Here is a 23,383-nt window from a genome sequence, read left to right as displayed (position 1 = left end):
AAGGAGCACCATGACCACAGTCCTCTCCGACTCCACGGCCTCGGTACTGAGCACCACTGTTCCGACCGGGGCCGTCCGCCGAGTCCTCATCGCCAACCGCGGTGAGATCGCTCTGCGCATCATCCGGGCCGCCCACGACCTCGGTATCAAGGCCGTCGCCGTGTACACTCGCGCCGATTCCGATGCCGACTTCGTCGAACTCGCCGACGACGCGTGGCTGCTGGACGGTTCCGGAGCCGGGGAGACGTATCTCGACATCGAGAAGATCCTCGCCTTGGCAAAGCGCTCCGGCGCCGATGCCGTCCACCCCGGCTACGGCTACATGGCCGAGAACGCGCAGTTCGCGCAGGCCGTCATCGATGCCGGGCTGATCTGGGTCGGTCCTCCCCCGGCGGCGATCGAGCTCCTCGGTGACAAGTCCGGAGCCCGTGCCGTCGCCGAAGCCGTCGACGCTCCGGTTGCGCCCGGTTCCGACGGTGCCGTGGCCAATCTGACAGAAGCCGCCGAGGTGGCCGACCGGATCGGGTTCCCCGTCGTCGTCAAGGCCGTCCACGGCGGAGGCGGGCGTGGCTTCCGCGCCTGCGCCGCTGCCGAAGACCTCGAAGCCGCCTATACTGCAGCGACCCGCGAGGCACAGAGTGCCTTCGGGCGCGGTGAGTGCCTCATCGAGAAGCAGATCGTGCGCCCCCGTCACCTCGAGACCCAGTGCCTGGCCGATGCCCACGGCAACGTGCGGATCGTGTCCACGCGTGACTGCACTCTGCAGCGCCGCAACCAGAAGATCATCGAGGAAGCACCCGCTCCGTTCCTCACCGCCGAACAGGAGCGCATCGTCTCCGAAGCCTCGTCTCGCCTGCTCGCCCACGTCGGCTACGTCGGCGCCGCGACGTGTGAGTTCCTCCTCGGCGAGGACGGCACGATCATCTTCATGGAAGCCAACGCGCGCATCCAGGTCGAGCACACCGTCACCGAGGAGGTCACCGGGGTCGACCTCGTCGGTTGGCAGGTGCGCATCGCTTCGGGCAAGGCGCTGCCCGACGAATTCCCCGCCGTGCGCGGACACTCCTTCCAATTCCGCATCAACGCCGAAGACCCCACGACGTTCTTCCCCGCCACCGGCGCAGTGAAGAACCACCGTGCACCTTCGGGTCCCGGAGTGCGTCTGGATTCCGGCATCGGCGAAGGCAGCGTCGTCGGCACGGACTTCGACCCGATGCTGGCCAAGCTCGTCGTCACCGGCGCCACCCGTGACGAGGCCCTGGCACGAGCACGCCGGGCCCTGTCCGAATACCGCATCGAGGGCGTCTCGACGCTGCTGCCGCTGCATCGGGTGCTCGTGAACGAACAGGCCTTCGCGACCGATTTCAAGGTCTGGACCAACTGGCTCGAAACCGCTTTCGTCAATCCGCTTGTCGATCCACAGCTAGGAGAACAGATGAGTACTGCAACCGACAGCTTCAGCGTTGTGGTCGAGGTCGATGGCCGCCGCATGACCGTTTCGGTCCCCAAGGACGTCATCTCGGACCTCGGTCATGTTCCCAGCCCCAGCGTGCCGCGGCGCAAGCGCGGGCTGAGCAGCCGCAAGGGTGCGAAGATCGCCGACGACTCGAATGCGCTCAACGCTCCCATGCAGGGCACCATCGTCTCCGTCTCCGTCAACCCCGGTGACACCGTCGAAGCCGGTGACACCCTCGCCGTCATCGAGGCCATGAAGATGGAACAGCCGCTCAAGGCCGGCCACTCCGGCACCGTCTCCGAGGTGCTCGTCGGCGCAGGCGCCTCGGTGAAGTCCGGTGAGGCGATCATCCGCTTCGCCGCCTGAGCCGCTCCCGCTCCTGCCTCCGTTCGCTCCGGCCTGAGGTCAGGAGTCACGAACACAGAAGTCCCTGCCCGGATCACCGTCGAAGATCGGTGATCCGGGCAGTGATGTATTCGGATTCGGCATCGTTGCCGGGACATTCCAGACCCGCGGCATAGGCGTCCTCGGCCTCCGCCGTACGACCGAGTTCGTCGAGGGTGATCGCCCGTGCGATGTGGAAGGGCCGGTAACGCAGCAGCTGCGGATCGTGGGCCAGTTCATCGAGTGCGCTCATGGCCGCTTCTGGACCCGAGACCTGCCCGAGGGCGATCGCGGTGTTGAGAGCGACGACCGGCGACGGATCGAGGCCGGACAGCATCCGATAGAGCACGAGGATCTGCTTCCAATCCGTGTCGGCGAATCGCGCGGCGTCGGCGTGAAGGGCGGCGATCGCCGCCTGGATGGTGAATGCCCCGGCTCCCGGTTCGCCGGCGGCCACGTCGACGAGTCCGGTCCCTTCGGCGATGAGGCGTGAGTCCCACAGGCTGCGGTCCTGCTCGGCCAGCGGCACCGGCCGGCCATCCGGCGTCACACGGGCGGTCTCACGTGCCCGTGTGAGCAGAAGCAGAGCCAGCAGGCCACGGGCTTCGGTCTGCTCGGGCAGGTATCCGACGAGCAGTCGGGTCAGCCGGATGGCTTCGTGCTGCAGATCGACTCGAGTATGTTCGGGTCCTGCAGTGGCGTTGATGCCCTGAGTGAAGATGAGATAGAGGACGCGCACCACTCCGGGCAGCCGGTTGCCGAGTTCATCGGGCGCTGGGCGGCCGAAGGGAATCCCGGTCTTGAGGATCCGCTGTTTGGCACGGACGATCCGCTGTTGCATCGTCGCGGTCTCGATGAGGAACCCGGCGGCCACCTCGGCGGTGGTCAGCCCCGAGAGGAAGCGCAGGATGAGCACGATGCGTTCGTCCTCGCGCAGGGTCGGGTGGGAGCAGGTGAAGAACAAGCCGAGGCGCTCGTCGGGCAGATCCGCGGCATCCATCTCCTCGCCGAGGCGCTCCGCGTGATCGTCGTGGTCACCTGGTCGCAGCTCGTCCTCGATGCGCAGGCGGGCGAGATGCCGGGTGCGCGCCTCATCGGAGCGGATGAGATCGATGGCGCGGTTCTTCGCCGTGGCCATCAGCCACGCCTGAGGGCGTTCGGGCACTCCCCTGCCCGACCACGTCTCGACCGCGCGCAGCACGGCATCGTGGAGGGCCTCCTCGGCGAGGTCGAAGTCACGGAACCGGGTGACCAGCGCCGCGAGCAGCCGCCCGTAGTCCTCCTCGCCGATGGCGCTGAGGACGCGGGCGGCCGCATCGGGGTCGGGGTCCATCAGTAGTCGGCCACCGGACGGATCTCGATGTGTCCGGCCTTGGCCGCGGGGCTCTTCTTCGCCCAGGCGATCGCCTCGTCGATATCGGCGACGTCGATGACGTAGCTGCCGCCGACGAACTCGTTCGATTCGGCGAACGGGCCCGAGGTGACAAGCGATTCGCCTCCGGATCCGCTCACCCGGACCCCGAGGTCGGGTCCTTCGAGGGCGAAGCCGCCGACGACGATCCCCGCCTCGCTGATCTCCTTGTCGAATGCCATGAATTCTTCAGGGTCCGCTCCGCCGTCCTCACCGCAGTCAGGATCCTGTGTGCGTCCCATGAGCAGAAGTGCGTATTTCATGTCGTTCTCCTTCGTCGTTCCTCATGTCATGCCGGGCGGCCTGACACCATGATGACGGTCGAGGAGCGACCGGATCGACAGCTGTGGAGAAAAACTTTCCTGCGATCGTCGGATCGACGATTCAGAGGTGACGGTGGAGCTTCCGTGCCGCTTCGGTCAGCGAACCGCTCACCGAGGGGTAGACGACGAAGGAGGCGGAGAGCTGATCGACGGTCAGCCGGTTCTCCACTGCCATGGTGATCGGCAGAATGAGCTCACTGGCTCGGGGACCGACGACGACTCCGCCGAGGATGGAGCCGGATCCGCGCCGAGCGAAGATCTTGACGAAGCCGTCCTCGATGCCGAGCATCTTGGCGCGCGGGTTCGTGTCCAGCGGCAGCATCACGGTGTCGATGTCCGTCGGGTTCTCGCGGTAGTTCTGCTGAGTGAAGCCGACGGTGGCGATCTCGGGTGCGGTGAACACGTTCGATGCTACATTGCGCAATTTGAGAGGCTGCACGGCGTCGCCGAGCGCGTGGTTCATGGCGATCCGCCCCTGCATCGCGGCCACCGAGGCCAGCGGCAGCACACCGGTGCAGTCACCGGCCGCGTAGATTCCGGCCCGCGAGGTCCGCGAAACGCCGTCGACGACGATGTGTCCGGATTCGCTGACCCGGACACCGGCCTTCTCCAGGCCGAGACCTTCGGTGTTCGGAATCGAACCGACGGCCATGAGGCAGTGGGATCCTTCGACACGGCGACCATCGGCGAGCACGACTTCGACTCCGTCGTCGGTGCGAGTCACCGAGGCGGCGCGGGAGCGGGAGAGGACATTCATGCCCTTGTTGCGGAAGACGAATTCGAGCACATCGGCTGCGTCCTCGTCCTGGCCGGGCAGGACCTTCTCACGCGAGGACACGAGGGTCACCTCGGTGCCCAGTGCCCGATAAGCCGAAGCGAACTCGGCACCGGTGACACCGGAACCGACGACGATGAGGTGCTCGGGCAGTTCGTCGAGGTCGTACAGCTGAGTCCAGGTGAGGATGCGCTCACCGTCAGGCTGCGCAGTGGGCAGCTCACGCGGGTGGGCGCCGACCGAGAGCAGGATCGTCGAGGCCTCGAGGGTGTACTCGGTGCCGCCGGATTCGACGACATGGACCTGGTCGCGACCGGCCAGAGTCGCCTTGCCCTGGATGGCTTTGACACCGGCCCGAATGAGGCCCTCGTAGATGTCGTTGGCCTGAGCGTCGGCGAGGGAGAGGATGCGCTTGTTGACCGCTTCGAGGTCGGCGGTGACTCGGCGCGCAACGGCCTCGGTGTCCTCGGAGTTCTCGATCCGGATTCCGAGCCCGTCGGAGCGCTCGATCTCGTCCATCATCTCGGCGGTGGCGATGAGCGACTTCGACGGCACGACGTCGGTGAGCACGGCGGAACCACCGCACCGATTCTGCTCGATGAGCATGACATCGGCACCGAGCTGAGCCGCGACGAGCGCGGCTTCGTAGCCGCCGGGGCCGCCGCCGATGATGACGACGCGATCTGCAGTGGAATCAAATTCAGTGTTCACATACTGATTGTCTCAAATCGCCACGATGCTGGCGAACGGCCCCCTGGGGATCGACCGAATGGTTCCTTTGGGATCTGGTGGAGATCGGGCCTGGGCCGGTCCGCAATCGGTCCGGTTACGGTCCGATCAGTTCGGGTCGACCACCTCGGCGGTGTCCTTGTGCAGGGTCGACAGACGCACATAGGACTGGGCGTTCTGCCGGACCTTCTCCACTCCTTCATCGGTCATCTCCCGGCGCACCTTCGCGGGCACACCGGCGACGAGCGACCGTGCGGGGATCTGCGTGCCTTCGAGGACGACGGCGCCCGCGGCGACGAGGGACTCGCTGCCGATATGGGCGTCGTTGAGCACTGTGGAGTGCATTCCGATGAGCACATCGTCATCGACCACGGCACCGTGGACGAGCGCTTGGTGGCCGATGGAGACGCGGGCGCCGATGACGACGGGTTTGCCGGCGTCGGTGTGCATGACGGTGTTGTCCTGTACGTTCGAGTCCTCACCGATCGTGATCGGGGCGGCTTCGGCGCGCAGAACACAGCCGTAGAAGACGCTGGCGCCCTTCTTCACGTGCACGTCGCCGACGAGAGTGGCACCGGCTGCGACGAACGCCTCCGGATCGATCTGAGGTGTGTGTCCGCCGACGGAGACGATGCGTGGGCTGGCGAGATCGTTGGTCATGAGTCCTCCATTGGTTCACGTGATGTCTATGTGCATTCACCTGCTGTCTGCATGTGCCTGACAGTCTAGGCGGAGACGCTCAGACAGGCCCGAAAAGACGAATCGCGGACCGATTTGCGCGATCGCCCTCATAGCAGGACAATGGGGAAAATTCTTGTCAGAAATTTCACACTGCCGGACCCTTGTGCGCCCAATTGCGTTATGTGAACCTTGACTGTGAGAGTTGCACGCCCGGAATTCGGGCGTAGCCAACCGCGTTCACTGAATTCGTCGAAAGGTCACCATGGATTGGCGACACCGTGCAGCATGCCTCAATGAGGATCCGGAGCTCTTCTTCCCGATCGGCAACACCGGACCCGCGCTGCTCCAGATTGAGGAAGCAAAGACTGTCTGTCGCCGTTGTGAAGTCGCAGAGACCTGCCTGCAGTGGGCCCTCGAATCCGGTCAGGATGCCGGAGTCTGGGGCGGTCTGAGCGAGGACGAGCGCCGCGCGCTCAAGCGTCGTGCCGCTCGCGCCCGCCGCGCCGGCTGAGTCGCCGGCCATTGAGAAGGCGGTTCCCCCGGACTGCCGAAGCCATAACTGAATCACCAGCCACACCTGCACCGAAGACTGAGTCCCTTGTCCCGACGGCGAAAGATCGCCGTCGGAACAAGGGACTCAGTCGTGTGCGCGCACGAGCGTCCGGCCGAATGTCGACCGACACCGGAGCGTGGCAGCTCTGCGGGTCGGTCCGACGGGCCTCGCTCAGTCGTAGGAGTCCGGGCGCAGCGGAACGTCGAGGACGGCAACTGTTCCGCCGCCTTCGCGCGCCTGCCATTGGATCGAACCTGCCAGGTCGGCCGAGACCAGCGTGCGCACAATCTGCGTGCCCAGACCATTGCCCGGATTCTGCGTCTCTCCCAACCCGATGCCGTCATCGGCGATCGTCACGCTCAGGTGATCGCCGTTGCGTTCCGGGGTCACCCACACATGGCCGTTGAGCGTCTCCCCCGGTTCCAGATTCTCGAGGTTCTCGGTGGGGAATCCGTGTTCGATCGCGTTCGTGATCAGCTCCGTGATGGCCAGGGCCAGAGAGGTGGCATCGGCGGAGGAGATGGTTCCGAAGCTTCCGCACCGTTTGAGTTCGATATGCACCAGCGGGCTGGTCAGCTCGGGAGTCAGACGCAGTCCCTTGTCGACGACTTCGTCGAAGTCCACTTCGGATTCGACGCCTTGACTGAGCACATCGTGGACCACGGCTATGATCGAGACCCGGCGCATCGCCTCGGTCAGCGCCCCCTTGGCCTCGGGGCTGTCGATGCGGCGGGTCTGCAGCCGCAGCAGGGCGGACACGGTCTGCAGATTGTTCTTCACCCTGTGGTGCATCTCCTTGATCATCGCGTCGCGGGAGAGCAGCTCGCGTTTGCGGCGACGGATCTCTGAGACGTCACGGGCGAGGACGATCGCACCGACCCGCTCACCCTCGTCCGTCAGCGGAATCGCGCGCAGGGACACACTCGTTCGCCCGACTTCGAGTTCGGTCCGCCACGGGGCACGCCCGGTGAGCACCAGTGGGAGGGTCTCATCGACCTGACGCAGCTCTGCACTGAGGTTCGAGACCACCTCGGAGAGATAGCTGCCTTCGATCTCTCCTCCGTAGCCGAGCCGGTGCATGAGCGATACGGCGTTCGGGGAGGCATACTGCACATGCGAATCGCGGTCGAGGATGAAGATGCCGTCGCCGACTCGCGGTTCGCCGTGCCGGGCCCCGGACGGGGCATCGCGATCGGGGAACGTTCCCTGCACGACCATCCGCATCAGAGCCATCGCCGTTTCCCGGTAGTACTTCTCCAGGCGAGACGAACCTCTGCGTCGGACCTCCTCCGAATACCGGACGACGAGCGCGATGGCCTCGCCGCTGCGGATGATCGGCACCGCCTCGGCGAGGATGTCGACGTCAGAGGATCCGGCGCTGATTCCCATCTCTCGGGCCGCGGCAACGTGGGAGACAGAGCTGCGGGTGCTGCTGGCCCGGTCAAGCAGCTCTTTCTCCAGACCGGTCGCACGCGCTCCGATCAGATCCCGGTTGAACAATGTCGCCCCGGTCGTCGATCGGGCATGAGCCAGGACCGTGTAGGCACCGTTGGGCGACGGCACCCACAGCACGAGATCGGCGAAGGAGAGGTCGGCCAACAGCTGCCAGTCACCGACGAGCAGATGGATGTGTTCGACGTCTGACTCATCCGTGATGCCCTCGGCCGCCAGCAGTTCGTTGAGCACCATACGTTCCTCCAAGGTGAGATCAGCAGACCCGCGTTGCGCGGATCTGCTGAGATGTCGATGTTCAGACGCTACCACTTAATCGGACGGTGTTCGGACCCACCGAGGCGACTGTGTCCGCACGATCCCAACTGACCTGCCGATCGTGGTCGCCCTGCCGGTCACCGCTGTCGAACCGATCAGGAGTGTCCGGCCGGTCGCGGACGCACTGCCGATCGCGGCCGACCATGGTGTCGACCGCGACCGCAATCGGCCTCAGCCGTTGTGTTCGCTCTCCCAGGCCGAGGAGCGGACCATCGACCGCAGTGAGCGCAGCAGCACAGACAGCGGCGCCTGGGTGACGGAATCGAGACCGAGGATCGTCTCCGTCGTCTCCAGCACCCGCCCCACGACAGTCTCGTTGCGTTCGAGCCATTCGGCCAGGCGCTGCTTCGCCCGTTCGTCCGGGGTTCCGGAGATCGGCGAATCCGTGGCGGCCAGAACCGTGCCGGTCACCGACAGGATCGCGGCGTAGTAGTCGTCACGCATGGATCCGCGGGCCAGCGCAGACCACCGGTCGCTGCGATCGAGCTCTCCGATGAGGGTGAGGATCTGCGAACCGGAGAAGCGTTCGTTCACGGCGTAGTAGACCTCTGCGACATCCTCGGCGGATTCGTTCGCCCGAGCTGCCAGCTGGGTGATGTCGAGCAGCACGAACTCGTCGAGCAGGGCGGCGGAGCGCCACGCGAGTTCGCTCGGCACGCCTTCGTCGATGTAGCTCTGCGCCTTCGCCTGCATGGTCTCGGCATCGTAGCCGTCGACGAGGTCCGGGACCCGGGAGCGCAGTGCTTCGACGACCTTGCCGTACATCTCGATGCCGGAATCGACGTCGAGGCTGTCCGGCGCCTGCTGCACGAGCCAGCGCGAGGAACGATCGAGGACACGCACATAGTCGTGCTGGAGTTTCACCTGCACCTCGGTCGGCACCTGGTTGTCGAGTGCGCACACTGCGTCGAAGAAGTCATCGAGTCCGAAGATCTCCGAGACCACGACGAACACGCGTGCGATCTGCGGCACCGACGCCGGCGTCTCTTCCAACATCCGGTAGATGTAGGTCAGTCCGCCGCGGTCGACGAGCCGGTTGACGAGCTTCGCCGTCGCGATCTCCCGGTGCAGCGGGTGTTCGGGGATGAGTTCGCCGTATTTCTCCTGCAGAGCATCCGGGAAGTAGGACACGAGTTCGCGCCGCATCCACGTCTCATCCGGCACGGTGCTGGCAAGGACCTCATCGGCGGCGTGCATCTTCACATAGGCCAGCAGCACGGCCAGTTCAGGCGACACGTAGTAGCTGAACTCGCGTTTGGCGAGCTCATCGGCGTTGGGCAGGAATTCGACCGCCCGGTCGAGATCGGCGTTCTTCTCCAGATAGCCCAGCAGCCGGCCATAGGTGCCCGACATCGATTCGGTCTGGGCCCGAGCCTCGCCGAGGACGACGTTCTGCGAGTAGTTGTTCGCCAGCACCCGGTCGGCGACCTGGTCGGTGAACGAGTGCAGGACCGCCTCCCGTTCTTCCGCGGCGAAGGCTCCCTTGTGCAAGAGCGTACGCAGGAGCAGCTTGATGTTGACCTCGTGGTCGGAGCTGTCGACGCCGGCCGAGTTGTCGACGGCGTCGGTGTTGACCTCGACGCCGCCCAGGGCGGCCTCGACACGTCCCAGCTGTGTCACACCGAGATTGCCGCCCTCGCCGATCACCCGCGCCCGCACATCGGCGCCGTCGATGCGGATGGCATCGTTGGACTTATCGCCGACGTCGGCGTGGCTCTCGCTCGAGGCCTTGATATAGGTGCCGATACCGCCGTTGTAGACGAGGTCGACCGGTGCCTTGAGGATCTCCGACATGAGGTCGGCGGGGCTGCGCTTTCCGGGTTCGACTCCGAGCACCGAGGCGGCTTCGGGGCTGAGGTCGATCGACTTCGCCGACCGGGAGAAGACTCCGCCTCCTGAGGAGATGAGGTCCCTGTCGTAGTCCTGCCAGCTCGAACGCGGCAGGTCGAAGAGGCGTTGGCGTTCGACGAAGCTGCGGGCGGCGTCGGGGTTCGGATCGAGGAAGATGTCCCGGTGGTCGAATGCCGCGACGAGGCGGATGTGCTCGCTGCGCAGCATGCCGTTGCCGAAGACGTCACCGCTCATATCGCCGATGCCCACGACGGTGAAGTCCTCGGCGGCGGTGTTGAGTCCGAGTTCGCGGAAGTGGCGTTCGACGGATTTCCACGCGCCCCGGGAGGTGATGGCCATCGCCTTGTGGTCGTAGCCGACCGATCCGCCGGATGCGAAGGCGTCGCCGAGCCAGAATCCGCGGCGTTCGGCGATCGCGTTGGCCACATCGGAGAACCGTGCCGTGCCCTTGTCGGCGGCGACGACGAGATAGTAGTCGTCTCCATCGTGGCGGACGACACGGTCGGGGTGGACGACGACGCTGGAGTCGTCGCTGCCGTAGGTAAGGTTGTCCGCAACCTCGAGCATGCTTTCGATGAACACCTCGTAGGCGGCCTGACCGGCGGCCATCCACGCGTCCCGATCGCTCATCGGCGGCAGCTGCTTGGGGAAGAAGCCGCCCTTCGCCCCGGTGGGCACGATGAGCGCGTTCTTGACCATCTGGGCCTTGACGAGACCGAGGACCTCGGTGCGGAAGTCATCGCGACGATCCGACCACCGCAGCCCTCCGCGGGCGACGGTGCCGAAACGCAGGTGCACGCCCTCGACCTGCGGGGAATACACCCACATCTCCAGAGCCGGCTTCGGCTTCGGCACGAAGCTGAGCTCGTCGGGCCGGATCTTGAGCACCAGGGCGGTGGGCAGAGCACCGGATTCGTCGATGTAGTAGTTCGTGCGCAGGGTCGCCCGCAGCAGTTCCAGCGAGGAGCGCAGCACACGGTCGGCGTCGAGGCTGGCCACTTCGCTGAGGGCGGCTTCGATCGCGTCGTCGATCTCGGTCATCGTCGCTTCGCGTCCGGCGTCGTCGACGTCGGGATCGAACTTGGCGGAGAAGTAGTCGACGAGCAGCTTCGAGATCTGCGGGTTGTCGCTGTAGACCTCACCGACATAGGCGTCGGAATAGGTGAATCCCGCCTGGCGCAGGTACTTGCCCAGTGCGCGGATGATCGTCACATGCTGCCAGGAGAGTCCGGCGACGACGAGGCGGTCGAAGACCCCAGCTTCCTTCTTGCCGTCCCAGCCGGCCATGAAGGCCTCGGCGATGCGGTCGTAGTCGTCATCGGCCAGCTCTTCGGAGAAGCTGAGTCCGAAGTCGTAGATGTAACGATGGGAACCGTCGGCGAGGTCGAGTTCGTGGGGTCGTTCGTCGACGACGTCGGCGCCGAAGGCCGTGAGGAAGGGCAGGACCTCGGACAGGCTGACCCGGTCACGACGATAGAGGACGAGGCGCACAGAGGCATCGGTGTTCTGTTCGGGACGGTAGAGGCGCACCGCCGGACCGTGACCGGCGTCGAGGGCTTCGAACCGACCGACATCGGCGACCGCCTCGGCGGGGGTGTGGTGCTCGCCGTAGCTGGGAGGGAACGCCTTCGACCACAGGTCGGCCCGGGCATGCGAGGCGCCGGAATCGCCGGTCTCGGCGGGGACGAGGAACGCGTGGACGTCTTCGGACCAGGAGCGAACGGCCCCGACGATGCGTGCCTCGACCTCGTCGGCGCCGATCTGCGGCAGTTCGCAGTCACGGGCGACGCGGGCCACGAAGTGGATGCGGGCCAGCGCGGATTCACTCAGCAGCACATCGAAGTCGACGCTGTCGGCGTTGTAGAACTTGCGCAGCACTTCCTGCACGCGCACTCGAGCGTCGGTGTTGTAGAGGTCGCGCGGGAGGTAGAGGATGACGGAGACGAAGCGCTGGTAGGGGTCGGTGCGGACGAACACGCGGGACTCACGACGCTCCTGCATGTCGACGATCTCCATGACGACGTCATAGATCTCCTCGGTGCCCTCGTGGAGCAGGTCCTCGCGGGGATAGTTCTCAAGGACGCCGAGAAGTTCATTGGCCGAGTGGGATCCGGTGGGGAATCCGCTGGCCGAGAGGATCTTCGCGACCTTCCTGTCGATGACCGGGATGTTGAGGACGCTGTCGTTGTAGAACTCGGGTTTGAACACTCCGACGAAGCGCCGCTCGCCGACGATCTCACCGTCGGCATCGAAGGTCTTCACGCCGATGTAGTCCATGAATGAGGATCGGATGACACGGGAGCGGGAGTTCGCCTTCGTCAGCACCAGCACATGCGGTTCGAGCGCTTTGTCGGCGACTGCCCGGCTGAGCGGTGACTTCACGAGGGGGCGCAGGGCCGAGATGCCCATCGAGGTGTCCTCGATCGGTTCGAGGCTGCTGTGCTCGGCGTCGTGGGTGTAGTCGTATTCGCGGTAGCCGAGGAAGGTGAAGTGTCCGTCGAGCCAGGTGAGCAGGGCGGCGGCGGATTCGGCTTCGGAGGCCAGCTCCGGGCGCGGCGCGTGTGCGCTCAGCTCGGCGGCGATGTCCTTGGCCTTCGCGGCCATCGCCTGGGCATCGCGCGCTGCCGCAGCCACGTAGTCGAGGACCCCGCGCAGCCGCTCTTCGAGTGCATCGAAGTCGCTTTCGGAGATGCGGTCGATCTCGAGGCGGATCCAGGACTGCTGCTGTGGGGTGCCGTCCTCGCTGTCAGCAGGATCCTCGGAGACCGTCGGAATGCTCGCCGTGTCCGCACTGAGTGCGGGGGCTTCTGCCGGGGAGAGGATCTTCTCGTCCGGGCCGTTGCCGGTGACAGTGATGATCGGGTGGTGCACGCGGCGGATCGCCCTGCCGTTGGCAGCGAGGTCGCTGACGATCGAGGACACGAGATGGGGCATATCGGCGAGCACGATGGCGATGACCGTGTGGTTGTCGCTGAATTCCGGCGAGTCGACGCTCGGATTGTAGATCGCGATCGCCGGACGCTCACCGTCGTATTCGGTGCCGAGCGCGAAGTGACGGGCCGCCGCGGCCGCATAGGCCTCGGGATCGGTCGCCCCTGTTTCGAACCGCGGATAGTACGCATCGAGGAAGTTGTCGGGAGCCGATTGCCCCCTCTGCTTTCTCCACTCTTCTGCAACGTTCGAAATTGAGACCTGAGTCACTGTTTCACCTCTATGATCAACGAGCATTCGTCACGCGATTCGACGCCGAATCGTCATTCCCCACACTATGCCCAAATATCGAGAAAGGCACGCCGAGCGGCCTACGGTGAAGTACCGTTCATTCGCTGGCAAACTGGAGCTATGCGATCTCTGACTCTCAATCATGAATATTCGGTTGATCTGTCGACATTCCTGGCCAAACTCGCCGACCCCGGCGTGTGGGAGAAGCTTGGTTCCGACGCCAGTGCCGAATACATCGACCCCGACACGGAGATGACCGTGCGGACCCCGATGCCCAAGGCCGAGCTTCCATCGGCTCTGGCCTCTCGGCTTCCCGACAACACCGTGCTGGTCGAGGTGTACATGATTCCCGGGGATGTCCTCGGAGATGAGGCAGAGATCCGCATGTCCGCACGCGCCGCAGGCGTCCCCGTCGAGATCGATGCGGTCCTCGAACTGCGCGAGGCCGAGTCAGTGACGAAGCTGGCCGCTCATGCCGAGATCAGCTCGTCGATCCCGATGTTCGGCGCAATGATCGAACAGGCTGTGGTCCCGATCCTGGAGAAGCGCCTGAGCGACCGGCTGCGCCGCTTCGAATCCGCCTGATCCCGGGGGCAGCGTCGGTTCAGGCCCGGTCGCCGAGCAGCTGTTCCAGTTCGGAAGAGTCGTACCACAGCAGATCGGAAGCGCCGAGGTGGTCCTCGGCTGCACTGGAGTCCGTGTCCTCGGCCAGCTGCACCGCCTCATCCCAGACGGCGTCCTCGTCGAGGTGGAAGCTCGCAACCCGGACCATGTCGACATCGGCAAGGGTGATGAGCTCGAAGCCTTCGGTCAGCGGCGCGGCCGGGCTGGACTCTGGGGCGTCATAGGCCACGATGACACGCCGCTCGGGAGCCGCCTCGGTGCCGGTCTCGGCTTCAGCAGGAGCGAACACTGCGTTCGCGGCCAGTGCCGCGGCGATGCACATGGCGTCGAATTCAGCGGATTCGAACTCCTCACCGCGCAGACGGCGCCCCTGAGCGTCGGGGGCGACGGCGCGGACGTCGGTCAGCGTCGAACGCAGCGCGGTCAGGGTGGTGGGAATGTAGCAGCGAATGGCCATGCCCCTCATCCTAGTCCTGTGGTCCGCTCCCCTGGCTCACCCTGACTTTCTGCGGGCGTCCGCGGCGGCCGGCGCCGCGACGGTCACGGCCTCCGACGGATCTGCGGGAACGGCGGCGACCCGGCAGCAGCTCGTCGATCATCGCCGCGAGGTCCCCGACGAGGACGGACCGGGGATTCTGCTCGTGCAGGGTGTGGCCGGCGAGCATCGCCGCATCGGCCGTGGGCCGGTCATCTCTGAGAATGAAGTCCGGAGTGATCCGGGCGAATCGGTCGAGGACTTCACTGATCCGTGTCTCAGCGGGATGGCCGACCGCACTCGGGCGCACCTTCGTGATCACCAGCCGCATCTTCTCGCGCACCGCCTCGGCCCGTGGTGTGCCGAGGAGTTTGACCAGTCGCTGTAGGCCGATCGGCTCCCCTGCTGCGAGGACGAGCACGATATCGGCGGCCTCGAGCGCGGCACGGGTGGCGCAGTGTCGATCGTAGAAGGGGTCGGCGAGGTCGTCATCGGGATCGATGCGGTCGCTGACGTCGACGATGACGACATCGTAGACCTTGGACAGGCGTTTGAGCACAGACTCGAGGACGGAGGCACGGATCTCCGGCCACCTCTCGGGCCGAGTCAGCCCGGTCACCGCATGGAAGCTCTCACGGATCGATGCATGCGGCACCGCATGCGCGCCGAAGCGCCCGACCGGGTCCGACTGCGACCGGCAGAGGCTGGCCAGATGCGAAGATTCCTCTGTCAGCCCGAGGGTGGACGCGACCATGCCGGAGACCGTGTCAGCGTCGACGACGACGCTGCGCTTGCCCTGACGAGAGGCCTGATCAGCGAGGTTGACGGCAGTGAGAGTGCGTCCGGGCGACGAACCGGTCCCCCAGACCGTGATGATCATTCCCGCTCCTCCGACCGGCCCCGGCGGCGATATCGGGCGCGGCGGGACCACAGTGGAGGCACGGAGGTCGTCGATCGCCGCGGCCATCGTCGTCGCGTCGGCGTCCGTTGCGACGACGGCGCTGATGCCGACTGCTTCGAGGGCGTGCGCGTCGTCGCCGAATCCGAGCACCTTCGCGCCGGCGGCCGTGATCGCGGCAACCACCTCCGCGTCGAGGCCGGGAAAGTAGCGGCCGATGATGACGACATCGGCTCCGCCGGTGCGGCAGTGCGCCAGCAGCTCCACCTCGTCGGCGGGGCGGGCGACGATCGTGACGTCGTCGATCTCGCTGAGCAGCTCGAAGAGGATGAGGTCGTATTCGAAGTCGACCGCCAGCAGGACCTGTGTCATCACTGCTCGCTTTCATCGGCAGGAACGGACGGGGCACCGACCACGGAGAGCACACTGCGTCCGTCGAGTGCGGCAAGCACGCCGGGCAGGTCCACTGAGCCGACGAACACTTCGATGCGGGCGCCGTCACCTGCCCCGAAGCTGCCTACATCTCGATTGATATGAGCGACCGGGGCCGAATCGACGATCTGCTCCGGCGGTGTGCCGTCATCGTCGAGCCCGTTCTGCTCCGGCTGGGCCCAGACGTCGACGAGGCTGCCCGAGTCGACGACGCTCGGGACCGAGCCGGCGATGTCGATGGCTACGACTCGCCCCTCGAGTTCTGACACTGGCGCCACCGCCGAGGCAGCCAGCAGTTCACCTGCCGCCACGACGCTGCGAACGCTCGTGTTCGTCGGCAGCTCGGAATCGGCAGAGAGATACTTCCTGCCGAGATCGGCGAGATTGACCTCGGCCACTGTGAGGTCGGCCGGTTCGAGGATCTCACCGGGGACGAGTGCGCGTGCGCTCGCCCAGACCCGGGTGGTCGAGTTCGCCGAGGTGACGAGCAGGTAGGTTCCGACGACCGCGAGGACGACGAGCATCGCACCGACGAGGAGGCGCGCATCGGTCCAGCGGGGTCGTCGGATTCTTTTCGAGAGCTCCATTGCATCTCCAGATTCGCAGAAGTTTCGCTGACAGAAACTGCTTCTCAGTGATAATATTGGGCATCAAATGATGCCAAAGCAAGGTTTTTGGCCAAATGCACCAACAAGCAGATGGACATCTGGTGGCAGATGGACATTTGGAATGGGAGAAGACACCTCATGGCCGTCGAAAGTCGCTTCCTGCCGCTGACCGATGTGGCCGAGCTGCTCAATGTCTCGATCGCACAGGCTCGGGCCCTGGTCCGCTCCGGCGATCTCCGCGCCATCAAGGTCGGAGGGCGCGGCCAGTGGCGGGTCGAGAAGTCCGAGATCGAAGCGTATATCCAGCGCATGTACGAGCGCACCGAGTACCAGATCAAGACCGGTTCTATCGAGGACTGACCCACTCGCTTCGGCTCTGATCTCCATCATGGACGAGTCATCCGAAGGGATTCGTCCGGGCGTGGACGGCGTTGATCGCCGCGAAGGGAATGATCCTGCCAGCGATTTCGACATAGTCGGAAGCAACGAGCGCGCATCGCCCCCGAATGCTGCCCGCACGGTCCGCGACATCGATCGACACCTCTTCATAGGCGGCTGACCAGCGGCGCAGCGCCGATCCCAGGCCCAATCTCTCCAGCCCGCCAGCGTCGAATCGATGCACTCTCGTGGTCAGCCTGAATCCGCGGACAGCCCTGATTGCAATGACGGAGACTTCGACTCCGGCGAGGACGATGATGTTCCGACCGAGGAAGCACGCCGTCCCCGTGATATCCCGATCCGGCATCGTCACCTGCACCGTCGATCCCAGCGCCCCTCGCATCCGTTCGAGCAGAGTCCTCTCGGCCGCCTGACCGGCCACCTCGTCACCGAATTCGCCTCTCCTGACGTGCGCCTGCGCCGCCGCGTCGGCGGCTTCGATATCCGCCAGGAGTGCATCGATCCGATCGTCCATAATCGCCAAGCCTGCCCCAGCTGTAGTCCACTTTCAAGACTTGAAATGAAGACGCACCGAACTACAGTCATGTAGTTAGAGCTGACCCATTGACACCAAATAACAACTAACGGCATCATTATGTTCATTATCCAATGGAGGATGTCTAGATGTATCTCTTGATCGCATGTGCGAGTTCGTGGCTGGTGCTGCTCGGTTCGTTCGCAGCTGCGTGGGAGCGGCTTCCTCAGCCGTGGACGACCAGCGACGTCGTCGTCATCGTCATCATCGGCACCGGATCGCTCTTGTTCGCACGGATCGGACTCATCTCTCTGCTGGCCCTGCTGCTGCAGGTCCTTCCCACCGGCCGTTTCCGGTCGGCGCTTGCCGGATTGGTCGTCAAGGCAATGCCCCGGATACTCGCGTCGAGTGTTCTTGCCATCGTCTCTGCCGGCCTCGTGGTCCACTCCGCTCAAGCAGCACCGCTCGCTGGTCCCGGCCCTGACCCCGCATCGTCCGCACAGGCTCCTTCCGTCGCTGCGCCGTCTGCGCATACTCCGTCCGCCCCTGCCGACCCCGGCTGGCCGACGATCGACGATGATCAGAGCTCTGCGGACCCATCCGACCATGCGGGACGGTCTCAGGATGAGCAGCCGCCAGACGGTTCCAAGCCGCGTAAGGAATCCGAGCCACCCGACCGAGTCCGCCCGCCCGATCCCGGCTGGCCCACAGATCCGCCCGCAGACAGAGCGCCTTCTGCACCACCGACCGACCGGCCGTCGGAGGGGCCGATGGAGGGGCCCGGCGAATCCGACCGGTCAGGCGAATCCGACCACAGCAGGGAGCCGAATGAGCCAGGCTACAGTGACTCTGCCGCCGAGCCTACGGATCCTGGAACCGCCACACATGTTGTGGCTCAAGGCGAGAGCCTGTGGTCGATAGCTGCCGATCTGGCCGAGACCCCAGCAGAGATCCCCCAGCTCGTCGCGCACGTCTATGCCGCCAATGAGGACACCATCGGACCCGATCCGAGCCTCATCATCGCAGGTCAGAGATTGGAGATTCAGAAATGACCGCCCCACTCACCCTCACTCGGCCGCAGGCGTCGGCACCGCCTCGGCGAGAGGTCGCAGCGTCGTCCACGGAATCGCAGAATCGCCGGGTCAGCGGGCAGGTCCGGGGCCTGGAAATCGCGGACGACCGGGCGCGGATCGCGGCCACGGCCACCTCGTTGGCGGTAGCCTGCCTCGAAGTCCTCTCCGGCGTCAGACGCAGCGAGACGATCGCCCGATGGGTCCAACCGGAGCTGCTGGCGAAGATCGACCACCGCTGTCAGCTGCGCGCCGAGGTGGCACCCCACAGGGCGACCGTGCCCGGAACACGGACGGTGAGGCCGGGAACGGCGCACGTCTGCCAGATCAGCCCTGAGATCGCCGAGGTCACAGTCATCGTCGCCGCCGCAAATCGCGTCCGGGCGGTGGCAGTCCGCTTGGAACTGCTCACTACCCGGTGGACGCTGACTGCGCTGCAGACGATGTGAGCCGCTGTCGGCTCGGAGTCAGCTCTTGGCCTTCTTCTTCGCGCGACGTTCGGCGCGATTGACCGGAGCCGGCTCGTCTTCGTCTTCGGATTCGGAAACCGAGGCGGAACCACCCTCGGACGGCGCCGACAGCTGCATCTTGGGAGTCTTGTGACGCAGCTCCTCAGCGTCGACCTCGACCTCGGGTTCGTCACCATCGGAACCGGCCGATGAGGTCACCTGAACCTGCAGAGTATTGGTCAGGCGAACGACGTCCTCCTTGATCCCGTCCTGCATGGTAGTGAACATCTCGAAGCCCTCACGCTGGTATTCCACCAGCGGATCGCGCTGGGCCATCGCCCGCAGTCCGATGCCGTTCTTGAGGTAGTCCATCTCGTAGAGGTGCTCACGCCAGCGCTTGTCGATGACAGAGAGCACCACGCGGCGTTCGAGTTCGCGGGTGGCATCCTCTCCGAGTTCCTCTTCGCGCTGGGAGTAGAACAGTGCGATGTCGGACTGGATCTCCTGATTGAGGCGGTTCTTCGTCAGGTTGCCGAGGCCACCGAGTTCCTCGGCGAGGTCGTCGGGGGTGATCGACGGTGAGTAGATCTTTCCGAGAGCCTCGAAGAGCTCGTCGACCTGCCATTCCTCGACCGGTCCCGTCGTCGCCTGGGCGACATAGGCGTCGATGACCTCTTCACGGAAGTTCGCGACCTGATCTTCGAGGTCGGCGCCGTCGAGCACACGGCGGCGCTCATCGTAGATCACAGTGCGCTGACGGTTGAGCACATCATCGTATTTGAGCACGTTCTTGCGCTGCTCGGCATTGCGCTGCTCGATCTGCGACTGGGCCGAGAGGATGGCGCGGGAGACCATCTTCGATTCCAGCGGCACATCATCGGGCACGTTCGCTGTGGCCATGATCCGTTCGGCAGCCCCCGAACCGAAGAGCCGCATGAGATCATCGGTCAAAGACAGGTAGAACCGGGATTCGCCGGGGTCTCCCTGGCGGCCGGAGCGTCCGCGCAGCTGATTGTCGATGCGACGGGATTCGTGGCGTTCGGTGCCGAGCACATAGAGTCCTCCGAGCTCGACGACCTCTTCGGCCTCTTCCTTGACCTTGTCTTCGGCGGCCTTGAGCACCTCCGGCCATTCGGACTCGTACTGGTCCTCGTTCTCGGCGGGGTCGAGGCCTCGACGTTCCATTTCCGCGACCGCGAGGAACTCGGCGTTTCCGCCGAGCATGATGTCGGTACCGCGTCCGGCCATGTTCGTGGCCACAGTGACGGCGTTCTTGCGTCCGGCCATCGCCACGATCGACGCCTCACGGGCGTGGTTCTTCGCGTTGAGGACTTCATGCTTGACGCCGCGTTTGGCCAGGTGCTTCGACAGGTATTCGCTCTTCTCGACGCTCGTCGTGCCGACTAGGACGGGCTGTCCGGTCTCGTGGCGTTCGACGATATCGTCGACGACGGCGTCGAACTTCGCGACCTCGTTCTTATAGACGAAGTCGGACTGGTCGACACGTTGCATCGGCTTGTTCGTCGGAATCGGGACGACACCGAGCTTGTAGGTCGACATGAATTCCGCGGCTTCGGTCTCGGCCGTACCGGTCATTCCCGAGAGCTTTTCGTAGAGGCGGAAGAAGTTCTGCAGAGTGATCGTCGCCAGGGTCTGGTTCTCTGCCTGAACCTTCACCCCTTCCTTCGCCTCGATGGCCTGGTGCAGGCCCTCGTTGTAGCGGCGGCCCTTGAGCACACGCCCCGTGTGCTCGTCGACGATGAGGACTTCGCCGTCGAGGACGACGTAGTCCTTGTCCTTCTTGAACAGCTCCTTGGCGCGGATGGCGTTGTTGAGGAAGCTGATGAGCGGGGTATTCTCCGCATCGTACAGGTTGCCGATGCCCAGGTAGTCCTCGACGCGTTCGATTCCGGGTTCGAGGACGCCGACGGTGCGCTTCTTCTCATCGACTTCGTAGTCGCGATCGGTCTTCAGACGCTTGACGACCTTGGCGAATTCGCCGTACCAGCGGTTCGCATCGCCTTCGGCAGGACCCGAGATGATGAGCGGGGTGCGCGCCTCGTCGATGAGGATCGAGTCGACCTCGTCGACGATGGCGAAGGCATGACCGCGCTGGACGAGCTCGTCCGCGGACCAGGCCATGTTGTCGCGCAGGTAGTCGAAGCCGAACTCGTTGTTCGTGCCGTATGTGATGTCTGCGGCGTACTGCTTGCGGCGCAGGTCCGAGGGCATATTCGCCTGGATGCAGCCGGTCTCCATGCCGAGAAAGCGGAATACGCGGCCCATCAGTTCGGACTGGTAGGTAGCCAGGTAGTCGTTGACCGTGATGATGTGGACCGGATCGCCGGTGAGCGCGTTGAGGTAGGCCGGGGCCGTGGCGACGAGAGTCTTGCCCTCACCGGTCTTCATCTCGGCGATGTTGCCCAGGTGCAGAGCGGCGCCGCCCATGAGCTGGACGTCGAAGTGCCGCAGACCCAGGGTCCGGCTCGATGCCTCACGAACGGTGGCGAAGGCTTCGGGAAGCAGGGAGTCGAGGCTCTCGCCGTCCTTGTAGCGCTCCTTGAACCGGCCGGTTTCCTCCCGCAGTTCGGTGTCCGTCATCTCGCTGAACTCATCGGACAGCTGATTGATGGCATCCGTGTATCGGCGGAGCTTCTTCAGAGTTCTGCCTTCACCTGTGCGCAGAAGCTTCTCGAGGAAATTAGCCACTTTTCTCCTAATCGGCATGTCTGCCGGACAACGACTCGAACGACTGTATAGCCCCTAGCTTAATGGCAGGTGAGTACCTTCGAGGTCCACGGCGGTCAGGCCCAGCCACGCAGCCATCGTCATGAGCTCGTCCGTCAGCTCGGTGATGTGCTCCTCCCCCGGCTCCCATGTCACCTGGTGAGCACGCAGGATGCCCGCCGCCCGATCCCTGTGCAGGTCGACTCGCCCGACGAGGCGATCACCGAGGAGGAACGGAGTGACGTAGTAGCCGTGCACACGCTTGGCCGCCGGGGTGTAGATCTCGATGCGGTAGTGGAAGTCGAAGAGCCATTCGATGCGCGGTCGGTAGAAGACCAAGGGGTCGAACGGCGCCAGCAACGCTCGGGCATTCACGGTGCGCGGGGTCCGAGCCTCATGCCATTTCAAGGCGGGGACACCTTCGACGTCGACTTCGCGCAGCTCTCCTGAGGCGACGAGTTCGGTGATGGCGGCGTCGGTCGGTGCCCGCCGCTGCCGAAAGTAGTCGGCGATGTCCTCGGACCGGGAGATCCCCAGGGCACGTGCCGCGATACGGGTGAGTTCGTAGACATTGTTTTCGACCCCGGATATTCCGCGTGGAATCTCCGCATTCGGGTCCAGCCCCAGCCGAGGATCCTCCGGCGGCCCGTAATTCAATGGCAGCTGCGGCAGCTGGGGTGAGACGTCACGGGCCAGGGCATAGATGCGTTCGAAGTGGTCGTTGCGTCCCGAGGCGCTGATGACTCCACCGGCGAACAGCGCTTCGAGAGCGACTTTCACCTGGCTGGGATTCCAGCCCCAATGTCCGCGGTGGATCTCCGGCAGATCGTGGTCGACCACCTCGGCGACTTCACGTGCCGTCATCGGCCGGGAGGACAGGGCGGTGAGGACGCGAGTCTGGAGGTTTCGGAACTCCTCCCCGGTCTCCGGGTGGCGCTGTCCGAAGTCGTTGCGCCACCATTCGCTGTGGGCGCGGGCGAAGTGCTTCCATGTCTGCGGCGGCACGAAGGCCGCGGCGTGTGCCCAGTACTCGACGCCCATGCGCGGAGAAGAGTAGAAGAGGCGGTCGAGGGTCTCCCGCGGGTAGGGACCCAGACGAGAGTAGAAGGGCAGATAGTGGGATCGGACGACTCGGGCGACTGAGTCGATCTGGGTCAGTCCCAGGGTGGCGAAGACCTTCTTGAGGTGTCGGGCGGTGACCTTCACCGGTCGCGGTCGGTCCAGTCCCGTTGCCGCGATCGCCGTCCTGCGGGCCGCGGCACGTGTCATCCTCTGCATACCCCAACGCTATACCCCAATTGCTACCTGACGGCGGCCCAGCAACCTCGCGCGAGGTTGCTGGGCCGCCGTCAGGTAGTAATTGGTCAGTCGATGGCTTCTTCGAGGTCGTGGTCGAGGGCGATGACTCCGTAGCTCCAGCCCTTACGGCGATAGACGACGGACGGCTTGCTCGACTCTTCGTCGATGAACAGGTAGAAGTCGTGTCCGACGAGTTCCATTCTGTTCAACGCCTCTTCGATGCCGATGGGTGAGGCGGTGAAGGTCTTCTCTCGCAGAACCACCGGCGAATCGCCTTCGGCCTTGATGCGGCCGTTCGTCTGGTCGACGCTGTGGTCCGCTGCAGACTTCGCGTCGTCGGCGTTCGCATCGGGAACCATCGGTTCGGCCACCGGCATCTTCGCCAGCACCTCGGCGGTGGATTCCTTGCGGTGATGTCCCGACCGGGGCACCTTGTGCCGGTCTCTCGCTCGCCTCAGTCGTTCGACGAGCTTCGCCCATGCCAGATCGAGTGCCGCATATTTGTCGCTTGCCATGGCCTCTGCCCGAATTGCCGGTCCCTTCGCCACAACCGTGAGCTCGACCCGCTCACTCGTCTCGGGCTGGCGGGAATTCTTCTCGTGAGTGACATGCACTTCGACACGCTGAGCGCGAGGGGCAAGCTGCTCGACCTTGGCGATCTTGTCCTCGATGTGGGCTCGAAAGCTGTCGGAGATGGTCAGTTGACGGCCGTTGACAACAATGTCCATGATGT

19 protein-coding genes are annotated in these 23,383 nt (G+C 64.8%); 6 read left to right on the top strand and 13 right to left on the bottom strand.

The features are described 5' to 3' along the window. Positions 1-10: 10 nt before the first annotated feature. Entirely contained in the window at positions 11-1,822 is a 1,812-nt protein-coding gene (locus tag ACVZTU_RS07170) for an acetyl/propionyl/methylcrotonyl-CoA carboxylase subunit alpha (RefSeq protein WP_434594841.1), read from the top strand. Positions 1,823-1,895: 73 nt separating this feature from the next. Here ACVZTU_RS07170 and ACVZTU_RS07165 read toward each other — a convergent pair whose 3' ends face one another. The 4 genes from ACVZTU_RS07165 to ACVZTU_RS07150 all read right to left on the bottom strand — a co-directional run bounded on the left by ACVZTU_RS07165 (position 1,896) and on the right by ACVZTU_RS07150 (position 5,738). After that, a complete protein-coding gene (locus ACVZTU_RS07165) occupies positions 1,896-3,173 on the bottom strand; it encodes an RNA polymerase sigma factor (RefSeq protein ID WP_434594839.1) in 1,278 nt (425 codons plus the stop codon). Beyond that, positions 3,173-3,514, bottom strand: coding sequence for a YciI family protein (locus tag ACVZTU_RS07160; protein ID WP_139466797.1), 342 nt, complete (start codon positions 3,512-3,514; stop codon positions 3,173-3,175). The genes ACVZTU_RS07165 and ACVZTU_RS07160 overlap by 1 nt, the downstream gene beginning before the upstream one ends. A gap of 121 nt (positions 3,515-3,635) precedes the next feature. Then, on the bottom strand, positions 3,636-5,060 hold the full coding sequence (locus ACVZTU_RS07155) for an NAD(P)H-quinone dehydrogenase (RefSeq protein WP_139466795.1): 1,425 nt from the start codon (positions 5,058-5,060) through the stop codon (positions 3,636-3,638). Positions 5,061-5,186: 126 nt separating this feature from the next. Beyond that, positions 5,187-5,738, bottom strand: a complete 552-nt coding sequence (locus ACVZTU_RS07150; protein ID WP_139466793.1) for a gamma carbonic anhydrase family protein — start codon at positions 5,736-5,738, stop codon at positions 5,187-5,189. A gap of 283 nt (positions 5,739-6,021) precedes the next feature. On the opposite strand from ACVZTU_RS07150, the gene ACVZTU_RS07145 reads away from it, so the two are divergent. Continuing rightward, entirely contained in the window at positions 6,022-6,270 is a 249-nt protein-coding gene (locus tag ACVZTU_RS07145; RefSeq protein ID WP_009374875.1) for a WhiB family transcriptional regulator, read from the top strand. Between the two features lie 213 nt (positions 6,271-6,483). On the opposite strand, the gene ACVZTU_RS07140 is transcribed toward ACVZTU_RS07145, so the two are convergent. Together ACVZTU_RS07140 and ACVZTU_RS07135 are read right to left on the bottom strand one after the other, a co-directional pair. Further along, on the bottom strand, positions 6,484-8,001 hold the full coding sequence (locus tag ACVZTU_RS07140; RefSeq protein WP_248283827.1) for a sensor histidine kinase: 1,518 nt from the start codon (positions 7,999-8,001) through the stop codon (positions 6,484-6,486). A gap of 252 nt (positions 8,002-8,253) precedes the next feature. After that, the gene (locus ACVZTU_RS07135) at positions 8,254-13,134 is read right to left on the bottom strand and encodes an NAD-glutamate dehydrogenase (protein ID WP_482401650.1); all 4,881 of its coding nucleotides are present in this window, start codon (positions 13,132-13,134) and stop codon (positions 8,254-8,256) included. 141 nt (positions 13,135-13,275) lie between these two features. Between ACVZTU_RS07135 and ACVZTU_RS07130 the strand changes: the two genes are divergently transcribed. Then, positions 13,276-13,740 carry a DUF2505 family protein gene (locus ACVZTU_RS07130; RefSeq protein ID WP_482401649.1) on the top strand — a complete coding sequence of 155 codons (465 nt, stop codon included), beginning with the start codon at positions 13,276-13,278 and terminating at the stop codon, positions 13,738-13,740. Between the two features lie 19 nt (positions 13,741-13,759). Here the strand turns inward: ACVZTU_RS07130 and ACVZTU_RS07125 are convergent, their stop codons facing one another. From ACVZTU_RS07125 to ACVZTU_RS07115, 3 genes are read right to left on the bottom strand one after another with little or no spacing between them, the layout of a single operon-like run. After that, positions 13,760-14,236 (bottom strand): DUF6912 family protein, encoded by a 477-nt coding sequence (locus ACVZTU_RS07125; protein ID WP_482401648.1) that lies wholly within the window; start codon positions 14,234-14,236, stop codon positions 13,760-13,762. 10 nt (positions 14,237-14,246) lie between these two features. Then, on the bottom strand, positions 14,247-15,524 hold the full coding sequence (locus ACVZTU_RS07120; RefSeq protein WP_482401647.1) for a CpaE/TadZ family protein: 1,278 nt from the start codon (positions 15,522-15,524) through the stop codon (positions 14,247-14,249). Then, entirely contained in the window at positions 15,524-16,171 is a 648-nt protein-coding gene (locus ACVZTU_RS07115; protein WP_139466784.1) for an SAF domain-containing protein, read from the bottom strand. The genes ACVZTU_RS07120 and ACVZTU_RS07115 overlap by 1 nt, the downstream gene beginning before the upstream one ends. A gap of 159 nt (positions 16,172-16,330) precedes the next feature. Between ACVZTU_RS07115 and ACVZTU_RS07110 the strand changes: the two genes are divergently transcribed. After that, a complete protein-coding gene (locus tag ACVZTU_RS07110; RefSeq protein WP_025780784.1) occupies positions 16,331-16,552 on the top strand; it encodes a helix-turn-helix domain-containing protein in 222 nt (73 codons plus the stop codon). Between the two features lie 37 nt (positions 16,553-16,589). Here ACVZTU_RS07110 and ACVZTU_RS07105 read toward each other — a convergent pair whose 3' ends face one another. After that, positions 16,590-17,105, bottom strand: a complete 516-nt coding sequence (locus tag ACVZTU_RS07105; RefSeq protein WP_139907483.1) for a hypothetical protein — start codon at positions 17,103-17,105, stop codon at positions 16,590-16,592. Positions 17,106-17,254: 149 nt separating this feature from the next. Between ACVZTU_RS07105 and ACVZTU_RS07100 the strand changes: the two genes are divergently transcribed. Next, positions 17,255-18,157: a hypothetical protein gene (locus tag ACVZTU_RS07100; protein ID WP_482401646.1), complete on the top strand. Its 903-nt coding sequence runs from the start codon at positions 17,255-17,257 to the stop codon at positions 18,155-18,157. Continuing rightward, a complete protein-coding gene (locus ACVZTU_RS07095) occupies positions 18,154-18,624 on the top strand; it encodes an Rv3235 family protein (protein ID WP_139466776.1) in 471 nt (156 codons plus the stop codon). The genes ACVZTU_RS07100 and ACVZTU_RS07095 overlap by 4 nt, the downstream gene beginning before the upstream one ends. 18 nt (positions 18,625-18,642) lie before the next feature. Here the strand turns inward: ACVZTU_RS07095 and secA are convergent, their stop codons facing one another. From secA to hpf, 3 genes are all read right to left on the bottom strand, one after another. After that, complete coding sequence (secA, locus tag ACVZTU_RS07090; protein WP_139907480.1) at positions 18,643-21,333, bottom strand: preprotein translocase subunit SecA; 2,691 nt, start codon at positions 21,331-21,333, stop codon at positions 18,643-18,645. 54 nt (positions 21,334-21,387) lie between these two features. Next, positions 21,388-22,629 (bottom strand): winged helix-turn-helix domain-containing protein, encoded by a 1,242-nt coding sequence (locus ACVZTU_RS07085; RefSeq protein ID WP_482401645.1) that lies wholly within the window; start codon positions 22,627-22,629, stop codon positions 21,388-21,390. A gap of 86 nt (positions 22,630-22,715) precedes the next feature. After that, positions 22,716-23,378 (bottom strand): ribosome hibernation-promoting factor, HPF/YfiA family, encoded by a 663-nt coding sequence (gene hpf / locus ACVZTU_RS07080; RefSeq protein ID WP_139470306.1) that lies wholly within the window; start codon positions 23,376-23,378, stop codon positions 22,716-22,718. Positions 23,379-23,383: the final 5 nt, after the last annotated feature.

Source organism: Brevibacterium sp. OS20 (assembly GCF_056837565.1).
Note: the sequence above shows the minus strand (reverse complement) of the source record. Positions and strands in the feature narration are given on the sequence as shown.